Raw genomic sequence first — 14,064 nt, forward strand, 5'->3', positions numbered from 1 at the left:
CGCCTTGAAGAAAGGCGACGGCCAGGACCGCGCTTGTGCCTCGTGATCGATTGCGCCTACTTTTGCGCGTCATGACCACGACCCGCAGGGCAATCCTGAAGAGCATGGCCGCAGCACCCGTGATCGCGGCCGGGGCCGGCCTCCTGGCGCCCGCCACCGCACACGCGGCCACCGTAGACGCCGGCCAGTTCCGCCTCACCAGCCGCTCCCGCAACAGCCACGGCGAGTTCGCCGACCTGGCGGCCGGACTGGCGGCCGTCCTGCCCAAGGTGGACGCGAGCGCCGTCCTCGCCGACACCAACCGCAGCGCCCAGCGCCTCACCTCCGCCCCCGGCACCGTCGAGGCGTTCCAGACCGGCTTCGCCTGGGAGAGCGGGGACAACACGGTCGACTACTGGATCCCGCAGGGCATCACCACCAGCGCCGACGCCTACGGAAACGGCCTCTACCCGGCGAACGGCAGCAACAAGGCCCTCATCGTCTCCTGGTACTTCGAGACCAACACCGACACCGACGACGAGCTGGAGTACCCGCTCGACAAGGGCATCCGGCTGAGCTTCGTCGACTACCGCAACGCCGCCGCGCCCACCTACCGGCACGTGCTGCTGGTCGAGCCGGTCAAGACCAGCTCGGGGGCCTACTCCTACAAGCCCGTCCAGCGGCACGCCGGCGGCATCCTCTGGTACGGGGACCTGCTGTACGTCGTCGACACGTACAAGGGCGTGCGGGTGTTCGACCTGCGGAACTTCTTCAAGGTCGCCACCGCCGAGGGCGACGTCTGCGGCCTGCACACCGACGGCGAGTACTACGGCTTCGGCTACCAGTACGTCCTGCCGCAGAGCCACGCCTACGACAACGCCGGCACCTACCTGCGCTACTCGACGATCGGTCTGGACCGGGCGAGCAGCCCCGACAGCTTCGTGATCAGCGAGTACTCCGAGGCCGGCGTCGTCTCCTACTCCGAGGACGCCTACATCGGCACCGGGCCGGGCAGCGTCACCGCGCCCAAGGTGGTCCGCTGGGACCTCGACTACACCACCCGGCACCCCTTGTCGACGACCGCGTCCGAGGCCGTCAGCGTCAACCAGAAGTCGATCCAGGGCGTCGTCTCCCAGAAGAGCAAGCACTACCTCGCGGTGAGCGACGGCCGCAGCCGCAAGGGCGCGCTGCGCACCTTCAACTCCGGTGCGAACACCGCGACCACCGTCTGCGACCTGGCCATCGGCTGCGAGGACCTGAGCTTCCACAGCAGCGGGGCGTCCGGGTGGGCGTTCTCGGAGTCCGTGATCTGGAACCTGAGCGAGTACGACGGGACGCGGTACGTGTACGCGGTCCGGGCGGACGGCTCCTAGCCGGGGGCGAGCCGGGGTGTCCCTGCGGGGCGACAATGAGCCCATGAGCATCGTCAAGATCAACGTACTCACGGTCCCCGAAGAGCAGCGCGAGACGCTGGAGAAGCGGTTCGCCGCCCGTGCGGGCACGGTGGAGAACTCGGACGGCTTCGAGTGGTTCGAGCTGCTCCGCCCCGTCGAGGGCACCGACACCTACCTCGTCTACACGCGCTGGCGCAGCGAGGAGGACTTCCAGACGTGGATGTCCGGGCGCGGCCAGGCGGCGCACGCCGGCGCGTCCGGTGCGGGCGGTCCCGGTGCCGGCGGTCCTGGTGCGGGCGGTCCTGGTGCGGGCGGTCCGGGCGCGGGCGGCTCCGCCGAGGAGGGCGGCGAGCGGCCGAAGCCCGCGGCGACGGGCGCGACGCTGTGGTCCTTCGAGGTGGTCCAGCAGACGGGTCCCAAGCAGGGCTGACCTCCGGCCGTCGGCCGCTGCTCGCTGTGGCCGGGGCGTCGCCGTGCGCGTTCCCCGGCCCCGGGACGCCCCGCGCGGCGCCTCACGCCCCGGTTACGTTTCGCTCAACCTCTGGTTGCCGGGCGGTGATCAGGCGACGATGGGCGCATGACTCTGGCCCAACGCGCCCTGGAGCGACTGGAGGTCTGGCCCGACCTGAGCCGGGGCCGGGCCAGTTGCGGCGCAGGGCGGGCGCTGCGCTCCGTCCACAGCGAGATACTCCACTTCCACTCCGACCACGATGTGGACCTGCATCTCACCGTCCCGGCCATCCAGCGGATCCACCGCGACCTGCGCGCGTCCACCGCCGTACGGGTGGTGCCGGGCTCCCGCTGGGTCACCGTCCACCTCGACTGCGACACGGACGTCGACCTGCTGATGAGCCTGGTGAGCGTCGCTCTCAAGGCCCATCTGACTGCCCCGCCCGACACCGGCCCCTCCACGGCGTCCGCCACCGCGCACTGCAACCTGCACCGCGTCACCCTCGTACCGCGTGACGATCCCGACGACCGCTGAGGTGTGCCCGTCACCGGCGGTGCGCTAGCGTCCGCCGTCGTGAGGCGACTTGGGGTGGACAGGCCCGCGTGGGCGGCCGTGGCGGGGGTGCTGGCGGCGGGACTGGTGGCGTGCGGGGCGCCCGCCGTGTACTTCCTGACCGGCTACGGCTGCGGCGACGCGGAGGACCGGCTCGGCTCGGCGCTGGCGGACGAGGCGGTGCTCGTCACGGCACCGGCGGGCGCGGTGCGGGAGGAGTCGTACCGGACCTGCGACGACGACGATCTGTTCGTGACGGCGGGCTCCGACTACCGGCTGACCGCGGTGAGTTCGGGATCCCCGTCGCCCACCGACGTCCTCGGCCACTACCGGCGGGCCGCCCTCGCCGACGGCTGGCGGGCGCACTCCGTCCCCGGCTGCTTCACAAAGGAGGCGGGCGGCACGACGGCGTACCTCTCCGTGGACGAGCCGCGGGACGGCCGGTACTCGGTCGGTGTCACCGCGGACCGCGCGCGGTCGTCGGACTGGTGCTGAACCCGGGCCTCCGTCAGCGGCGCTCCGTCAGGCCCGTCGCCCGGCCCTCCTCGTCCCAGCGCACCTCCGAGACGCCCACCACCGCGTCGCGGTCGAGCGGGCCGAAGACGTGCGGGAACAGGACGTCCTCAGCGACCCCGGGCGGCGGAGCGGGCGCCGCCGCCTCCCACTCGCACCGCACGCCGAGCCGCTCCTCGTCCAGCGACAGCGCGAGCAGCGGCCTGGGCGCGGTGCGGTAGAACGCGTTCACGACGGCGAGCGTGGTCGCCTCGTCCGGCGAACAGTGCACGAAGCCGTCCTCGCCGAGGGAGGCGGGGGCGTAGGGGAGGTCGGGACGGGCGTCCCACTCCTCCTCGGGTACGACGTGATAGATCATCGTCCGATTATCGCGCCGCCGCCGTGAGCAGCGCGTACGGCAGGAAGATCACCGGAAGGGTGAGCAGGCGGGGCGCGAGGGAGTGGCGCCTGGACCTCGGCCCGAGCACGTCGAACAGCAGGACCAGCAGCGCCGCCAGCCCGCCGGACAGCACCAGGCCGAGGACGGCGAACGGGCTGTTCTCGATCTGGTCGTAGGTGCAGCCGCCCAACTCCAGGGCCGCCGTGTCGTCGACGCCGCCGCAGTGGCCGTGCGCGGCGTACCACCGCGCGCACGCGACGGCGGCGGCGGTCGGCACCCCGATCAGCAGGTTGACCCACGCCCCCGCCGCGTAACGGCGTACCGCGTCACCCCGGGACGTCGTGCGCGCCGCGGTCGACGTGCTCGGCATGTTCCTCCCGGGGTTCGCTCGTACGGCGGTCGCGGACGCCTCAGAAGACGTGCTGGCCGGGGACGAGGATGCCACGCGGGTCGTAGGTCCGCTTCGCCGCTTCCAGCGCCGGCCAGGCCGGGCCGAAGTGGGTGCGCCAGTCGGCCGGGGTGAAGGGGATGCTGCCGACGGGGTACTGGGTGCCGCCGGCCGCGGCGACGCTCTCGTAGGCGGAGCGGTTGACGGCGAGGGCGCGGTCGACGGCGGCGGTGTCGCCGGGCGGGACGGCGCTCAGGATGTCGAAGAGGTACGACGTCGGCTCGTCGGAGGCGCGCAGCAGCGGGGTGGTGAGGCGGTCGCGGAGCAGCGGGTAGAAGAGGACGACGCCGCCGGGGCCGAGGGCTTGCGGGGTGAGGGCGTCCAGGAGCGGTGCGCTGAGGGCGGCCGCGCGGGTGCCGGGCACCATGAGGTTGAGCCACGGGTGGGCGAACGTCCAGACGCCGGCGGCCTTCAGCGCGGCGGCCCAGGGGGCGAGCCGGTCGAGGAAGTCGAAGTAGGGCTTGTCCTCGTAGCGGACCTGGGCGGCGTCGTGGCACAGGCCGCGCAGGAGGGCCGCGTCGTCCGGGGCGGGGCCGACGGGCGCGCCGTAGGCCACGGCTTCCAGGGTGTAGACGCGGAAGTCGCCGTCGGCGTTCGCGGAGACCTGGCCCTCGACGTAGTCGAAGCGGGCCTCGTCGACGAGGAGACGCTGGTCGTCGAGGAAGGTCGCCAGGTCGGAGTAGGTCAGGTGGTAGTGGCGCACGGTCTCGGGCGCGGGGACCAGGCGCAGCGTGGCCTCGACGATGATCCCGCACTGGCCGAGGCCGGCGAGGACGGCGTGGAAGAGGTCCGCGCGGCGGGTCGGGGAGCAGCGGACGAGTTCGCCGGCGCCGGTGACGACGCGGAGCTCGGTGACGTTGTCGACCTGCGCGCCGTGACGGTGGGTCTGCCCGCCCAGGCCGCCGACGGAGAGGGTGCCGCCGACGGAGAGTTCGAGGTAGTCGGTGAAGACGGGCGGGGTGAGGCCGTGTGCGAGGGTGGCCCGGGCGACCTCGCTCCAGCGGGCGCCCGCGCCGACGGTGACGGTGGTGCTGTCCGGTCCGACGGGGCCGATGGCCGCGAGCGGCGTGGTCTCGACGACCAGGCCGTCCTCGACCTGCGCCTGGCCGAAGGTGGCGTGGCCCTGGCCGCGGGGGGCGACCGGCACGCAGTGCGTGTTGCAGAACCGGACCATGGCGACGACGTCGCGGACCGAGCCGGGGCGCAGGACGGCGCGGGGGCCGCGGTGCACGATGTGCCCGAAGTCGTCGGCGGCGGCGGTGAGCGAGGCGGCGTCCGTGACGAGCGTCCCGTCCAGCCGGGGTGTCCCGGCCAGCGCGGCGCCGGCCTCCGCCGTGTCGGCGGCCCAGCTGCGGGCGACGGTGTCGAACCCGATCACCGCGGCTCCGCCGGCGACCGTGAGTCCACGCAGGACATTACGTCTGGACGGGGTGCGGGGCATGCGCAGTACCACCCTTCGAACAGTGCGGGAGAAATGATCAAATCTGCGACAGCGTAGGCCAGTTGAGGCTACGAAATGCTGTCTCCCCCGGTCATCCCCGGCACTGTTTCCGGCCATGAAGACGGCCGGCGCCCTACGGCCCCGTACGACGGCACACGCGTCAGGCCTCTTCCAGGGCCTCGCCGAACTCTCGGAGGAGTCGGCTGTGGTGGTTGTGGGCGAGTTGGTGGCCGAGCGCCAGGACCAGGGCCACCGGCCATTCGATGATCTCCACGGCGGCCAGCACGCCGACGCCCGCGATGAAGGCCAGCTGGTCGGGCGGGGGCAGTTCGACGCGCGCTCCGAACACGTCCAGGGTCACGGCGTTGCGTGCGACGGCGCGCTCGGCCGCCGCACCGGCCGACGTCGTCTCCGCGCGCGGGGCGCCCGGCGCGGCGAGGGGTGTTGCGCTCATGGTCGCCATCCGTTCCACCGCCGAACACGATCACTTCGACGAAGCGTTCTGGCATATTTTGTCACCATCAAGGCTACGCGGGCTTCGGTGTACGGTTCTCGCGCACGTTCGAGGGGGCGGGGCGTACGCCGGCCAAGGCGGAGGTGCGTGACGCCGTCACGGACGCGGTCCGCCGGGAGACCGGCCCCGGCCCGCTTCACGGACCCGCCTCGTGATCATCGTCCTCGCCGACACCTCGGGGCTGCTGGCTGCCCTGGACTCGGCTCACCCGGAACACGTGTGGGCCAACGAGGCGATCATGGCGGCCGGCCTGCTGATCGTGTCGCCTCTCCTGCTGTCCGAGCTCGATCATGTCGCCACCCGCGAACTCGGGCCCGAGATCACGGACGATCACCTGGGCGCGGCACAAGCCGTCCGCGTCCGCTACCGCGCGCTCGATCTGGATCTCGCTGACGCGGTGAACGTGGCGCTCGCCGCCGACTACGACACCGACGCGATCCTCACCCTGGACCGGCGCGACTTCCGAGCCGTGCGCCCTCTGGGCCGCCACAAGGCGTTCCGAGTGTTGCCGGACGACCTGCCGCTCTGACGTTCACCGGCTCGCGTTCCCTCCGTCCAGCGCCGCCCGCAGTTCGCCCCGGCGGCGGATGGCGAGTTTGCGGTAGGTGCTGGTCAGGTGGGTTTCCACGGTGCGGCGGGCCACGTGGAGGAGGTCGGCTATCTCCGTGTTGGTGCGGCCGTCGGCGGCCAGTTCGGCGATGCGGCGTTCGCTGTCGGTGAGGGCGCCGGAGCCGGTGTGGGCGGTGGTGGTGCGGCGGGCTCCGCCGGCGCGGAGGGCTTCCTCGACGCGGGTGCGCAGGCGTACCGCGCCCAGGCGTTCGGCGTGCTCGGCGGCCTCGCGCAGCACGTCGCGCCCCCGTGAGCGGTCCCCGGCCGTGGTGATCAGCCGGCCCTGGGTGAGGAGGGCGGCGGTCAGTTCGGCGGCGGCCGGGGTGTGGCGCAGGACGGTGACCGCCTCGTCGGCCAGTTCCAGCCCGCGCCGGCCGCCGGTCGCCCGCGCCAGGACGCGCAGGGCGCGGCCGGTCGTGCGCGGGGTGTTCCAGACCCGGGCCAGCCGCAGTTCCTCCTGCGCGAGCGCCAAGGCCTCCCGTCTGCCGCCCAGCGCCAGCCGGCACGCGGCGGCCGCCGTGCGCCAGGGCGTGACGACCGGGCTGAGCACCGTGCGGGCCGACTGGCGGCGACCGCACTCCAGGAAGTCGTGCAGGGCGCCGGTCGCGTCCCCCTCGGCCAGGCGCAGGGCGCCCCGCGCGTACAGGAAGCGGTTCAGCTCCCAGGAGTCCGGCGCCTCCCGCAGGTCGAAGCCGTCCGCGAGCCGGCGCGCCTCCTGCGTGCGGCCCGTCTCGACGAGGGCGAGGAGGGCGTGGGCGTCGGCGTTGGAGGGGGCCCCGGCGTTGGCGGGGGCGGGGGAGTGGGCGTCGGCGGGGGCCCCGGGGCGGGCTGCGTCATCGGCCGCCGCTCGGTGGGGGTGCGGGGGGAGGAGGCGGTGGTACTCGCCCCGGGCCGCCGCCAGGTCCAGGACCACGTCGTGCAGGGCCCGCTGCATCGGGTGCAGCAGGAACGTGCGCTGGCCGGCCAGACCGCGTTCGACCAGCCGTTCCGCCTCGTCGAGTTCGTCCGCCCACTGGGCGACGGCGGCGGCCGTGCCCAGCAGGAAGGGTTCGGCGAGGGGGTCGGCGGGCTCGGTGAGCAGAGTGCGCAGCCGGCTCATCGCCGCCTGTGCCGAGGTGGCCCCCGCGGTCGCCGCGTAGCGCACCAGCAGGGCCTGGCCGGTCGCGCCGACGAGTTCCGGGGAGCGTTCGGCGGTGTGGGACAGCCGGCGGTACGCCTCCCTGCGGACCGTCTGGTCCTGGTCGGACAGGAGCGCGGAGGCGGTCCGCGCGGTGCCGGCCAGCTCGGGGTGGTCGGCGAGCCGTTCCTCCAGCCTGCGCATCACCTCCATCGCCGTACGGACCTCGCCGCGGCCCGCGAGGGCGGTGCCGAGCGCGATGGCGGTACGGACCTGGTCACGGGGTTCGGCCTCGATGTCCAGCGCCTCGGCGAGGCGCGGGATGCCGGCGGGGGCGTCCGCCGAGGCGTACTCCAGCGAGCCGAGTTCGGTCAGCAGACGCTGCCTGAGATCGTCGGCGAGCGGTTCCAGCAGCGCCCGGCGGAGGTAGACGACGGCGTCTTCGGGACGGGCCTCGCGCTCGGCGACGGTGACGGCGTCGCGCAGGACGCGCAGCGCCCAGGGCAGACCGACGGCCCCGCCGTCCAGGAGCTGCCGGGCGACCTCCTCGACGCGGTCGCCGCGCCGCAGCATCGCCTCGGCCACCGCCTGGTGGGCCTCCTGTCGGCGGGCGGTGGACCAGCCGGCGAGGACGGCGTCCCGCAGCAGGGGGTGCGCGTACCGGGGCCGCCCGTCGGCGTCCGCCCGCAGCAGCCCCAGCCGCACCATCGCCGTGAGCCACCCGGCCACCCGCGCCGGATCACACCCGGTGGCGTCGGCGAGCAGCGCGGCGAGGGCCTCCGGCGGTGGGGCGGGGGCCGGGGGCGGGGGCGTTGCGGACAGGTGAGCGGCGGCTCCGGGCGGGGCGGGGGGTGGGGCGGCTGGCAGGGCGGTCGGCGGGGTGGTCGGCGGGCCGACGGGCGGGGCGGTGGGTGGGCGGAGCATCCCGGCGACGCGGGCCGAGCCGACGCCGGGCTGTCCCCAGGCGGGTTCGGAGTCCAGGTGGGCGGAGGGCTCCGCGGCGGTGTGCCCCGGGGCGGGGGCGTACGGGTGGCCGGGGGCCGGTGCGGCGCCGGCGTGGCCCGGCGGGGCGACGAGCCCGTCGGAACCGGAGCCGGGAGCGGGAGCGGAACCGGAGCCGGGAGCGGCATGCGGGTTCCCCGGCCACCCCCACGCGGACGCCGAACCGGAACCGGAGCCGAGGGCGTCCTGTGGATCCCCCAATTGCCCCCGCGCGGACGCGGAACCGGAGCCGGGGACGGCCTGTGGATCCCCCGGCTGCCCCCATGCGGACGCCGAACCGGAACCGGAACCGGAACCGGGGGCGGCCTGTGGATCCCCCAGTTGCCCCCACGCGGACGCGGGACCGGGGCCGGAGCCGGAGCCGGAGCCGGAGCCGGGAGCAGCCTGCGGGCCCCCCGGTTGCCCCCACGCGGACGCGGAACCCGTGGGCGCGGGATGTCCCGACCCGGGATGGCCAGGAGCGAGGTGCCCCGGCGCGGGGTGCCCCGGCGCGAGGTATCCCGACGCGGGGTGCCCCGAAGCGGAGTGCCCCGAAGCGAGGTATCCCGGCGCGAGGTATCCCGGCGCGGAGTGCCCCGGCGCGGAGTGCCCCGGCGCGGAGTGCCCCGGCGCGGAGTGCCCCGGCGCGGAGTGCCCCGAAGCGAGGTGTCCCGGCGCGAGGTATCCCGGCGCGGAGGCCGGTCCCTCGGGCATGCCTGAGCCGCCCGTGGCGTCGTCGCCGGGGCGGACCCGCCCGTGCCCCGGCGCGAGCGTCGCGCTCGTCGGGCCGGGCGCGGCCCCCCAACGCCGGGACAGCGGGCGGGGCTCCGTCAGTTCCAGGGCCGCCAGGGTGCGGGCCACCTTCGCCGTTTCCGGGCCCGCGTTGTCCAGCCACCAGTCGACCGCCGCCGGGTACGCGCCGGGGTACAGGGCGGCGCAGGTGTCCGGGACCGCCGTCGGGGGCGGAGCGCCGTGGAGGTCCTCCAGGAGGGCGTGCAGAAGCAGCGGGCTGCCGGCGCCGGCTCGTACGCAGTCCGCCGTCCACTCCGCCGGGGCCGTCGGGAAGGCGGCCCCGACCAGCTCCGCCGACCCGGGGTCGGAGAGCGGGGCGAGCGTGTGGGTGCGGACGAGGGACGGGGAGAGCGCGTGGGTCAGACCGCTGGGCTGCGGATCGATGTCGTACTGGCTGCGTTCGGTGGCCACCACCAGCACCGGTAATCGGTCGATGCGCCGGGCCGCCTCCACCAGCCAGCGGCGCGACGCGCCGTCGGCGAGATGGACGTCGTCCACCGCCACCAGCAGCGGCGACTCGGCCGCGTACGAGCGCAGCAGCCGCCACAGCCGGGCCGCGCTGCCGCGGTCGTCCAGACCGGGCGCCATGTCCGCGAACTCCGGTACGGGGCCGAGGAGATGCAGCACCGCGGAGAACGGCACCCCGGTGTCCTCGGGGGAGCAGCGGACGCGCAGCACGCGCAGCCCGCGCCGCGCCGCGTGGGCCGCGGCGGCCTCCAGCACGGCGGAACGGCCCGTTCCGGTGGCTCCGCGCAGCAGGACGAGCCGGCCGCTGCCGGCCAGGACGCGTTCGGTCTCGGACCCGAGCAGCGCGTGCGCTTCCTCGCGCTCACGGAGCGGTGCGGTCATGGTCATCCCTGCCTCCTGTGCTCGTGATCGGGGTGGCGCGTACGGCGTGGTAGACGTCGGCGGCGGGTAGGTGGTGACGGTCGGGGGCGGTGCGCACAGCGGTTGTGGCGAGGCTCACGGCGGGGCGCGGGACGGTCCACGCGGGGTCACGAGGGACCGGGTGACCCGCGCTGACCTGCGGCGATACGCGTTCCGGACGCCTCTCGTGGTGGCGGTCCGGCCCTTGCTCTCGTGGTCCGCCTCGTGGTGCTCCACGATTGCGCCCGCCGCGGCCGTCGAAGAAATGTGGAGCACGATCTCCCGTCACCGGTCCGTACCGGTCGGCGGGTCCGTGAACAGGGGGGAATCGGTTGCTCAGCGCGCCCCGGACGCCAGACCACCCGACGGCCCGGCCACCGGACCGGTCGTCGGTCAGGATGCCCGAGAGCAGGATGCCCGAGAGGACGTCCGCCTGGACAGCGGACCGTGCGCCAGAGCGCGCGGCGGATCCGGTCGCCGCCCGCGCCCCGCGGCGGACGCCCGTCGTCGTGCAGGCCTCGGACCCCATCTCCCACGAGGGCGCCGTAAGCCAGCTGCGCGCCCGCCCCGAGATAGAGATCCGCGACGAGACCGGCGCCGGCACGGTCGCCCTGCTGGTCGAGGACATCCTCGACGAGACGTCGCTCGCCCGGCTGCGCCGGATCGTGCGCAGCGAGGGCGGGCGGGCCGTGCTGGTCGTGGGCACGATCCGCGAGAACGAGCTGCTGGACGTCATCGAGTGCGGCGTCGGGGCCATCGTCTGGCGGCGTGAGGCCACCGCGCACCGGCTGGTGCAGGCGGTCCAGGCCGCCGCGCGCGGCGACGGCGACCTGCCGGCCGATCTGCTGGGCCGGCTGATCAGCCAGGTGGGCACCCTGCACCGGGGCGCGGCGAACCGCGCGGGCGCCCCCTCGCTGGGGCTCGCGCCCCGAGAGGTGGACGTCCTGCGGCTGGTCGCCGAGGGCCTCGACACCGGAGAGATCGCCAGCAAGCTGTCCTACTCGGAACGAACCGTCAAGAACGTGATGCACGGGCTCACGACACGACTGCATCTGCGCAACAGGGCGCACGCCGTGGCATATGCCCTCCGGGAAGGCTACATCTGACCGAACGGGCAATCGAAGGCGGACACGCGGGCAGGACCCCTGCCCGTCCGCCGACCCCGCCGCGCGTGCAGCCCGTACGGCGTTCGGGGCACGATCGACGGCAGGGCAAGTCCGCCCGCACGGCAAGGCAGTTGGGGAGCACGACGTGATCCACGAGGTGGACGAGGTCCTCAAGGGCCTGCTCGGCGGAGGCGCGTTGGCGGGCTCCGGCATCGAGGTCTCCTTCGAGGCGCCCACCCGCGACTGGGCTGCCCGCCGCAACGCCCCTGTGGTCAACGCCTACTTGTACGACATCCGCGAGGACGTCGCCCGGCGGCAGCGCGGCCAGATACCGGTGCGGGACTCGCGGGACGTCGTCGTACGCCGCCGCCAACCCCCGCGCTGGTTCCGCCTGTCGTACCTGGTGACGGCTTGGACGAAGACCCCGCAGGACGAACACCGCCTGCTGTCGGCCGTGTTGTCCACGCTCATCCCGCGCGAGCTGCTCCCCGCCGACGAACTCCCTGGCGCACTCGGCGCTTTGGGTCTCGCCGTGCCGCTGACCGTGGCCGGTCTGCACACCGAGTCCCGTTCCCTCGCCGAGATCTGGTCCGCGCTCGGCGGCGAACTCAAGCCGTCCCTGGACCTGGTGGTGACCGCGCCCTTCCCGGCCTACCCCGAGTACGACGCCGGGCCGCCCGTCACCGAGGGCGCGGCGGTGCGCGTGCGCGGCATGGACGGCGAACCGCCGGAGTCCGGCGAACGCGCCCACCGCCCGCACCAGGTGGCGGCGGCCCGCGCCGCCCGCGAGGCCCACGCCGCGGGCGAGAACCGCGCCACCGGCGAGAACCGGGGCCCCCGATGACCGCCGACCTGCGCACCGGGGCCGCCGGCACGGCGACCACCGCCGACCGCGCCCCCGCCGAGGCCGACGCCCCCGGCGCCCCCCTCCTCGCCCGGCTCGCCCACCTCCGCGCACGCGTCGCCGACCTCGTCGACCGCCGCTCGGCCGCCGATCCCACGGCCGACGACCCCCTGCGCGGCCTCTACCTGTCGGAGGAGGCGGTACGCCACCTGCTGACCGCCCCGGCGACGACGGAGCAGACGACGGCCCCGGCGACCGGAGAGACCGCGGCAGCGGCGGCAGCGGCACCGCCGCCGAACGTCCCGCAGGACCCCCTCACCGCCCTCGCCGCCCGCCTCCGCCTCACCGACCTCGACACGGCGATCCTGCTCATCGCCCTCGCACCCGACCTGGACCGGGGCTTCGAGCCGCTCTACGGCTACCTCAACGACGACGTCAGCCGCCGCCGGGCCACCGCCGGACTGGCCCTCGACCTGTGCGCCGTGCCCGCCCACCTCGCCGCCGCCCGGGCCCGCCTGCACGCCTCCGCGCCCCTGCGCGCGCTCGGCCTGCTGGACGTCGAGGAACCCGAACGCCCCTTCCTCTCCCGCTCGTTGCGCGTCCCGGACCGGCTGCTCGGCCATCTCCTCGGCGACGACACCCCGGACGCCGCCCTGCACGGCCGGCTGCACCCCCTCCCCGAGCCGCTCCCCGGCGACGACGAGCACTTCACCGCCCGGCTCGCCGCCCTGCTGAGCGGCGGCCCCCTCACCGCCTACCTGCGCGAACACCGCGAGGGCGACGGGCTGGCCGGGATCGCCGCCGCCCTGGAGACGGCCGGCCTCGGCGCGCTGCGCTTCACCGGCCCCGAGGACCGGGTGCCCGAGCTGCTGCGCGAGGCCCGGCTCAGCGGCCGGGCCGTCGTGCTGTCCGGTCTGCCCGAGCAACCCGGCCCGCTGGTCGAGGCGTTGACGTCGGCGACGGACGTCACCGTGCTGCTGACCGACCCCCGCCCCTACGACCCGCACTGGACGGCCCGCGACCCGCTGGTCCTGGACGCCCCGCGCCGCCGGGCGGGCGGCACGGCGGCCTGGGCGGCGGCGCTCGGACCGGAAGCCGACGGCTTCGACCTGGCGACCGCGGTCGCGCCGTACCGGCTCGGCGGCGAACGGGTGGCCCGCGCCGCCCGCGCCGCCCGCGAACTCGCCGCCTTCGAGGGCGGCCCGCTCACCGCCGCGCACGTGCGCCTCGCCGCCCGCCAGCAGTCGGCGTCCGGCCTGGAGCGGCACGCCCGCCGGATCCGGCCCGCGGTCGGCTGGCAGGACCTCGTCCTGCCCGACCGCCCGCTGACCCAGCTGCGCGAACTCGCCCTGCGCGCCCGCCACCGCGATCGCGTCCTCGGCGACTGGCGGCTCAGCGCGGGCGGCGGCCGGGGCCGGGGCGTGCTCGGGCTGTTCGCCGGCGAGTCCGGCACCGGCAAGACCCTCTCCGCGGAGGTCGTCGCCGCCGAGCTCGGGCTCGACCTGTACGTGGTGCAGCTGTCGTCGGTCGTGGACAAGTACGTCGGCGAGACCGAGAAGAACCTGGAGCGCATCTTCACCGAGGCCGACCGCACCGACGCCGTGCTCCTCTTCGACGAGGCGGACGCGGTGTTCGGCAAGCGGTCGGAGGTGAAGGACGCGCACGACCGGTACGCCAACATGGAGAGCGCCTACCTGCTCCAGCGGCTGGAGTCGTTCGACGGGATCGCGCTGCTCACCACCAACCTGCGCGCCAACATCGACGAGGCGTTCACCCGCCGTCTCGACCTGGTCGTGGACTTCCCGTTCCCGGATCCCGGCCAGCGGCTCGCGCTGTGGCGGCACGGGCTGTCCCACGTGCCGTGCGCCGACGGCATCGATCCCACGCCGCTGGCCGGCCAGTTCGAGCTGGCCGGCGGCTCCATCCGCAGCGCGGTCGTCACCGCCGCCTACCTGGCCGCCGGCCGGGACGAGCCGGTCGGCGACGGGGACCTGCTGGAGGGGGCCCGCCGCGAGTACCGCAAGGCGGGCCGCCTGGTGCCGGGCGAGGCCGGCTGGTAGCCGGCCGCGCCGAGTGG

General features: G+C 75.0%; 13 protein-coding genes. 8 read left to right on the forward strand and 5 right to left on the reverse strand.

All coding sequences use genetic code 11. The features are described 5' to 3' along the window. The first annotated feature begins 104 nt into the window (after window positions 1-104). The 4 genes from ACFYX4_RS18640 to ACFYX4_RS18655 all read left to right on the forward strand — a co-directional run bounded on the left by ACFYX4_RS18640 (window position 105) and on the right by ACFYX4_RS18655 (window position 2,871). Complete coding sequence (locus ACFYX4_RS18640) at window positions 105-1,352, forward strand: hypothetical protein (protein ID WP_389333761.1); 1,248 nt, start codon at window positions 105-107, stop codon at window positions 1,350-1,352. A gap of 43 nt (window positions 1,353-1,395) precedes the next feature. Continuing rightward, complete coding sequence (locus ACFYX4_RS18645; protein ID WP_389333764.1) at window positions 1,396-1,803, forward strand: antibiotic biosynthesis monooxygenase family protein; 408 nt, start codon at window positions 1,396-1,398, stop codon at window positions 1,801-1,803. Between the two features lie 147 nt (window positions 1,804-1,950). After that, complete coding sequence (locus ACFYX4_RS18650) at window positions 1,951-2,358, forward strand: luciferase family protein (RefSeq protein WP_389333767.1); 408 nt, start codon at window positions 1,951-1,953, stop codon at window positions 2,356-2,358. Between the two features lie 54 nt (window positions 2,359-2,412). Then, a complete protein-coding gene (locus ACFYX4_RS18655; protein WP_389333770.1) occupies window positions 2,413-2,871 on the forward strand; it encodes a hypothetical protein in 459 nt (152 codons plus the stop codon). A gap of 13 nt (window positions 2,872-2,884) precedes the next feature. On the opposite strand, the gene ACFYX4_RS18660 is transcribed toward ACFYX4_RS18655, so the two are convergent. The 4 genes from ACFYX4_RS18660 to ACFYX4_RS18675 all read right to left on the reverse strand — a co-directional run bounded on the left by ACFYX4_RS18660 (window position 2,885) and on the right by ACFYX4_RS18675 (window position 5,611). Continuing rightward, the gene (locus ACFYX4_RS18660) at window positions 2,885-3,247 is read right to left on the reverse strand and encodes a DUF952 domain-containing protein (RefSeq protein WP_389333773.1); all 363 of its coding nucleotides are present in this window, start codon (window positions 3,245-3,247) and stop codon (window positions 2,885-2,887) included. Window positions 3,248-3,254: 7 nt separating this feature from the next. Next, window positions 3,255-3,638: a hypothetical protein gene (locus ACFYX4_RS18665; protein ID WP_389333776.1), complete on the reverse strand. Its 384-nt coding sequence runs from the start codon at window positions 3,636-3,638 to the stop codon at window positions 3,255-3,257. A gap of 40 nt (window positions 3,639-3,678) precedes the next feature. Then, window positions 3,679-5,157, reverse strand: a complete 1,479-nt coding sequence (locus tag ACFYX4_RS18670) for an FAD-binding protein (RefSeq protein WP_389333779.1) — start codon at window positions 5,155-5,157, stop codon at window positions 3,679-3,681. 160 nt (window positions 5,158-5,317) lie between these two features. Continuing rightward, window positions 5,318-5,611, reverse strand: a complete 294-nt coding sequence (locus ACFYX4_RS18675) for a hypothetical protein (protein ID WP_389333782.1) — start codon at window positions 5,609-5,611, stop codon at window positions 5,318-5,320. Between the two features lie 211 nt (window positions 5,612-5,822). Between ACFYX4_RS18675 and ACFYX4_RS18680 the strand changes: the two genes are divergently transcribed. Beyond that, complete coding sequence (locus ACFYX4_RS18680) at window positions 5,823-6,200, forward strand: VapC toxin family PIN domain ribonuclease (RefSeq protein WP_389333785.1); 378 nt, start codon at window positions 5,823-5,825, stop codon at window positions 6,198-6,200. A 3-nt stretch (window positions 6,201-6,203) separates the two neighbouring features. Here ACFYX4_RS18680 and ACFYX4_RS18685 read toward each other — a convergent pair whose 3' ends face one another. Further along, a complete protein-coding gene (locus ACFYX4_RS18685; protein ID WP_389334217.1) occupies window positions 6,204-10,019 on the reverse strand; it encodes an AAA family ATPase in 3,816 nt (1,271 codons plus the stop codon). Between the two features lie 431 nt (window positions 10,020-10,450). Here ACFYX4_RS18685 and ACFYX4_RS18690 point away from each other — a divergent pair, with 431 nt between their 5' ends. From ACFYX4_RS18690 to ACFYX4_RS18700, 3 genes are all read left to right on the forward strand, one after another. Beyond that, window positions 10,451-11,143: a LuxR C-terminal-related transcriptional regulator gene (locus ACFYX4_RS18690; RefSeq protein WP_389333788.1), complete on the forward strand. Its 693-nt coding sequence runs from the start codon at window positions 10,451-10,453 to the stop codon at window positions 11,141-11,143. Between the two features lie 145 nt (window positions 11,144-11,288). Then, window positions 11,289-11,987 carry a DUF4255 domain-containing protein gene (locus ACFYX4_RS18695; RefSeq protein ID WP_389333791.1) on the forward strand — a complete coding sequence of 233 codons (699 nt, stop codon included), beginning with the start codon at window positions 11,289-11,291 and terminating at the stop codon, window positions 11,985-11,987. After that, on the forward strand, window positions 11,984-14,047 hold the full coding sequence (locus ACFYX4_RS18700) for an ATP-binding protein (protein WP_389333794.1): 2,064 nt from the start codon (window positions 11,984-11,986) through the stop codon (window positions 14,045-14,047). Before ACFYX4_RS18695 ends, ACFYX4_RS18700 begins: the two co-directional genes overlap by 4 nt. Window positions 14,048-14,064 lie beyond the last annotated feature (17 nt).

This window comes from Streptomyces sp. NPDC002328, from assembly GCF_042890065.1.
Taxonomy (GTDB): Bacteria; Actinomycetota; Actinomycetes; order Streptomycetales; family Streptomycetaceae; genus Streptomyces.

Excerpts from the sequence above, each read along its gene's own strand:
- ACFYX4_RS18640 (WP_389333761.1), top strand. The coding sequence starts at position 105 with ATGGCCGCAGCACCCGTGATCGCGGCCGGGGCCGGCCTCCTGGCGCCC.
- ACFYX4_RS18645 (WP_389333764.1), top strand. The coding sequence starts at position 1,396 with ATGAGCATCGTCAAGATCAACGTACTCACGGTCCCCGAAGAGCAGCGC.
- ACFYX4_RS18650 (WP_389333767.1), top strand. The coding sequence starts at position 1,951 with ATGACTCTGGCCCAACGCGCCCTGGAGCGACTGGAGGTCTGGCCCGAC.
- ACFYX4_RS18660 (WP_389333773.1), bottom strand. The coding sequence starts at position 3,247 with ATGATCTATCACGTCGTACCCGAGGAGGAGTGGGACGCCCGTCCCGAC.
- ACFYX4_RS18665 (WP_389333776.1), bottom strand. The coding sequence starts at position 3,638 with ATGCCGAGCACGTCGACCGCGGCGCGCACGACGTCCCGGGGTGACGCG.
- ACFYX4_RS18670 (WP_389333779.1), bottom strand. The coding sequence starts at position 5,157 with ATGCCCCGCACCCCGTCCAGACGTAATGTCCTGCGTGGACTCACGGTC.
- ACFYX4_RS18675 (WP_389333782.1), bottom strand. The coding sequence starts at position 5,611 with ATGAGCGCAACACCCCTCGCCGCGCCGGGCGCCCCGCGCGCGGAGACG.
- ACFYX4_RS18685 (WP_389334217.1), bottom strand. The coding sequence starts at position 10,019 with ATGACCGCACCGCTCCGTGAGCGCGAGGAAGCGCACGCGCTGCTCGGG.
- ACFYX4_RS18690 (WP_389333788.1), top strand. The coding sequence starts at position 10,451 with ATGCCCGAGAGGACGTCCGCCTGGACAGCGGACCGTGCGCCAGAGCGC.
- ACFYX4_RS18700 (WP_389333794.1), top strand. The coding sequence starts at position 11,984 with ATGACCGCCGACCTGCGCACCGGGGCCGCCGGCACGGCGACCACCGCC.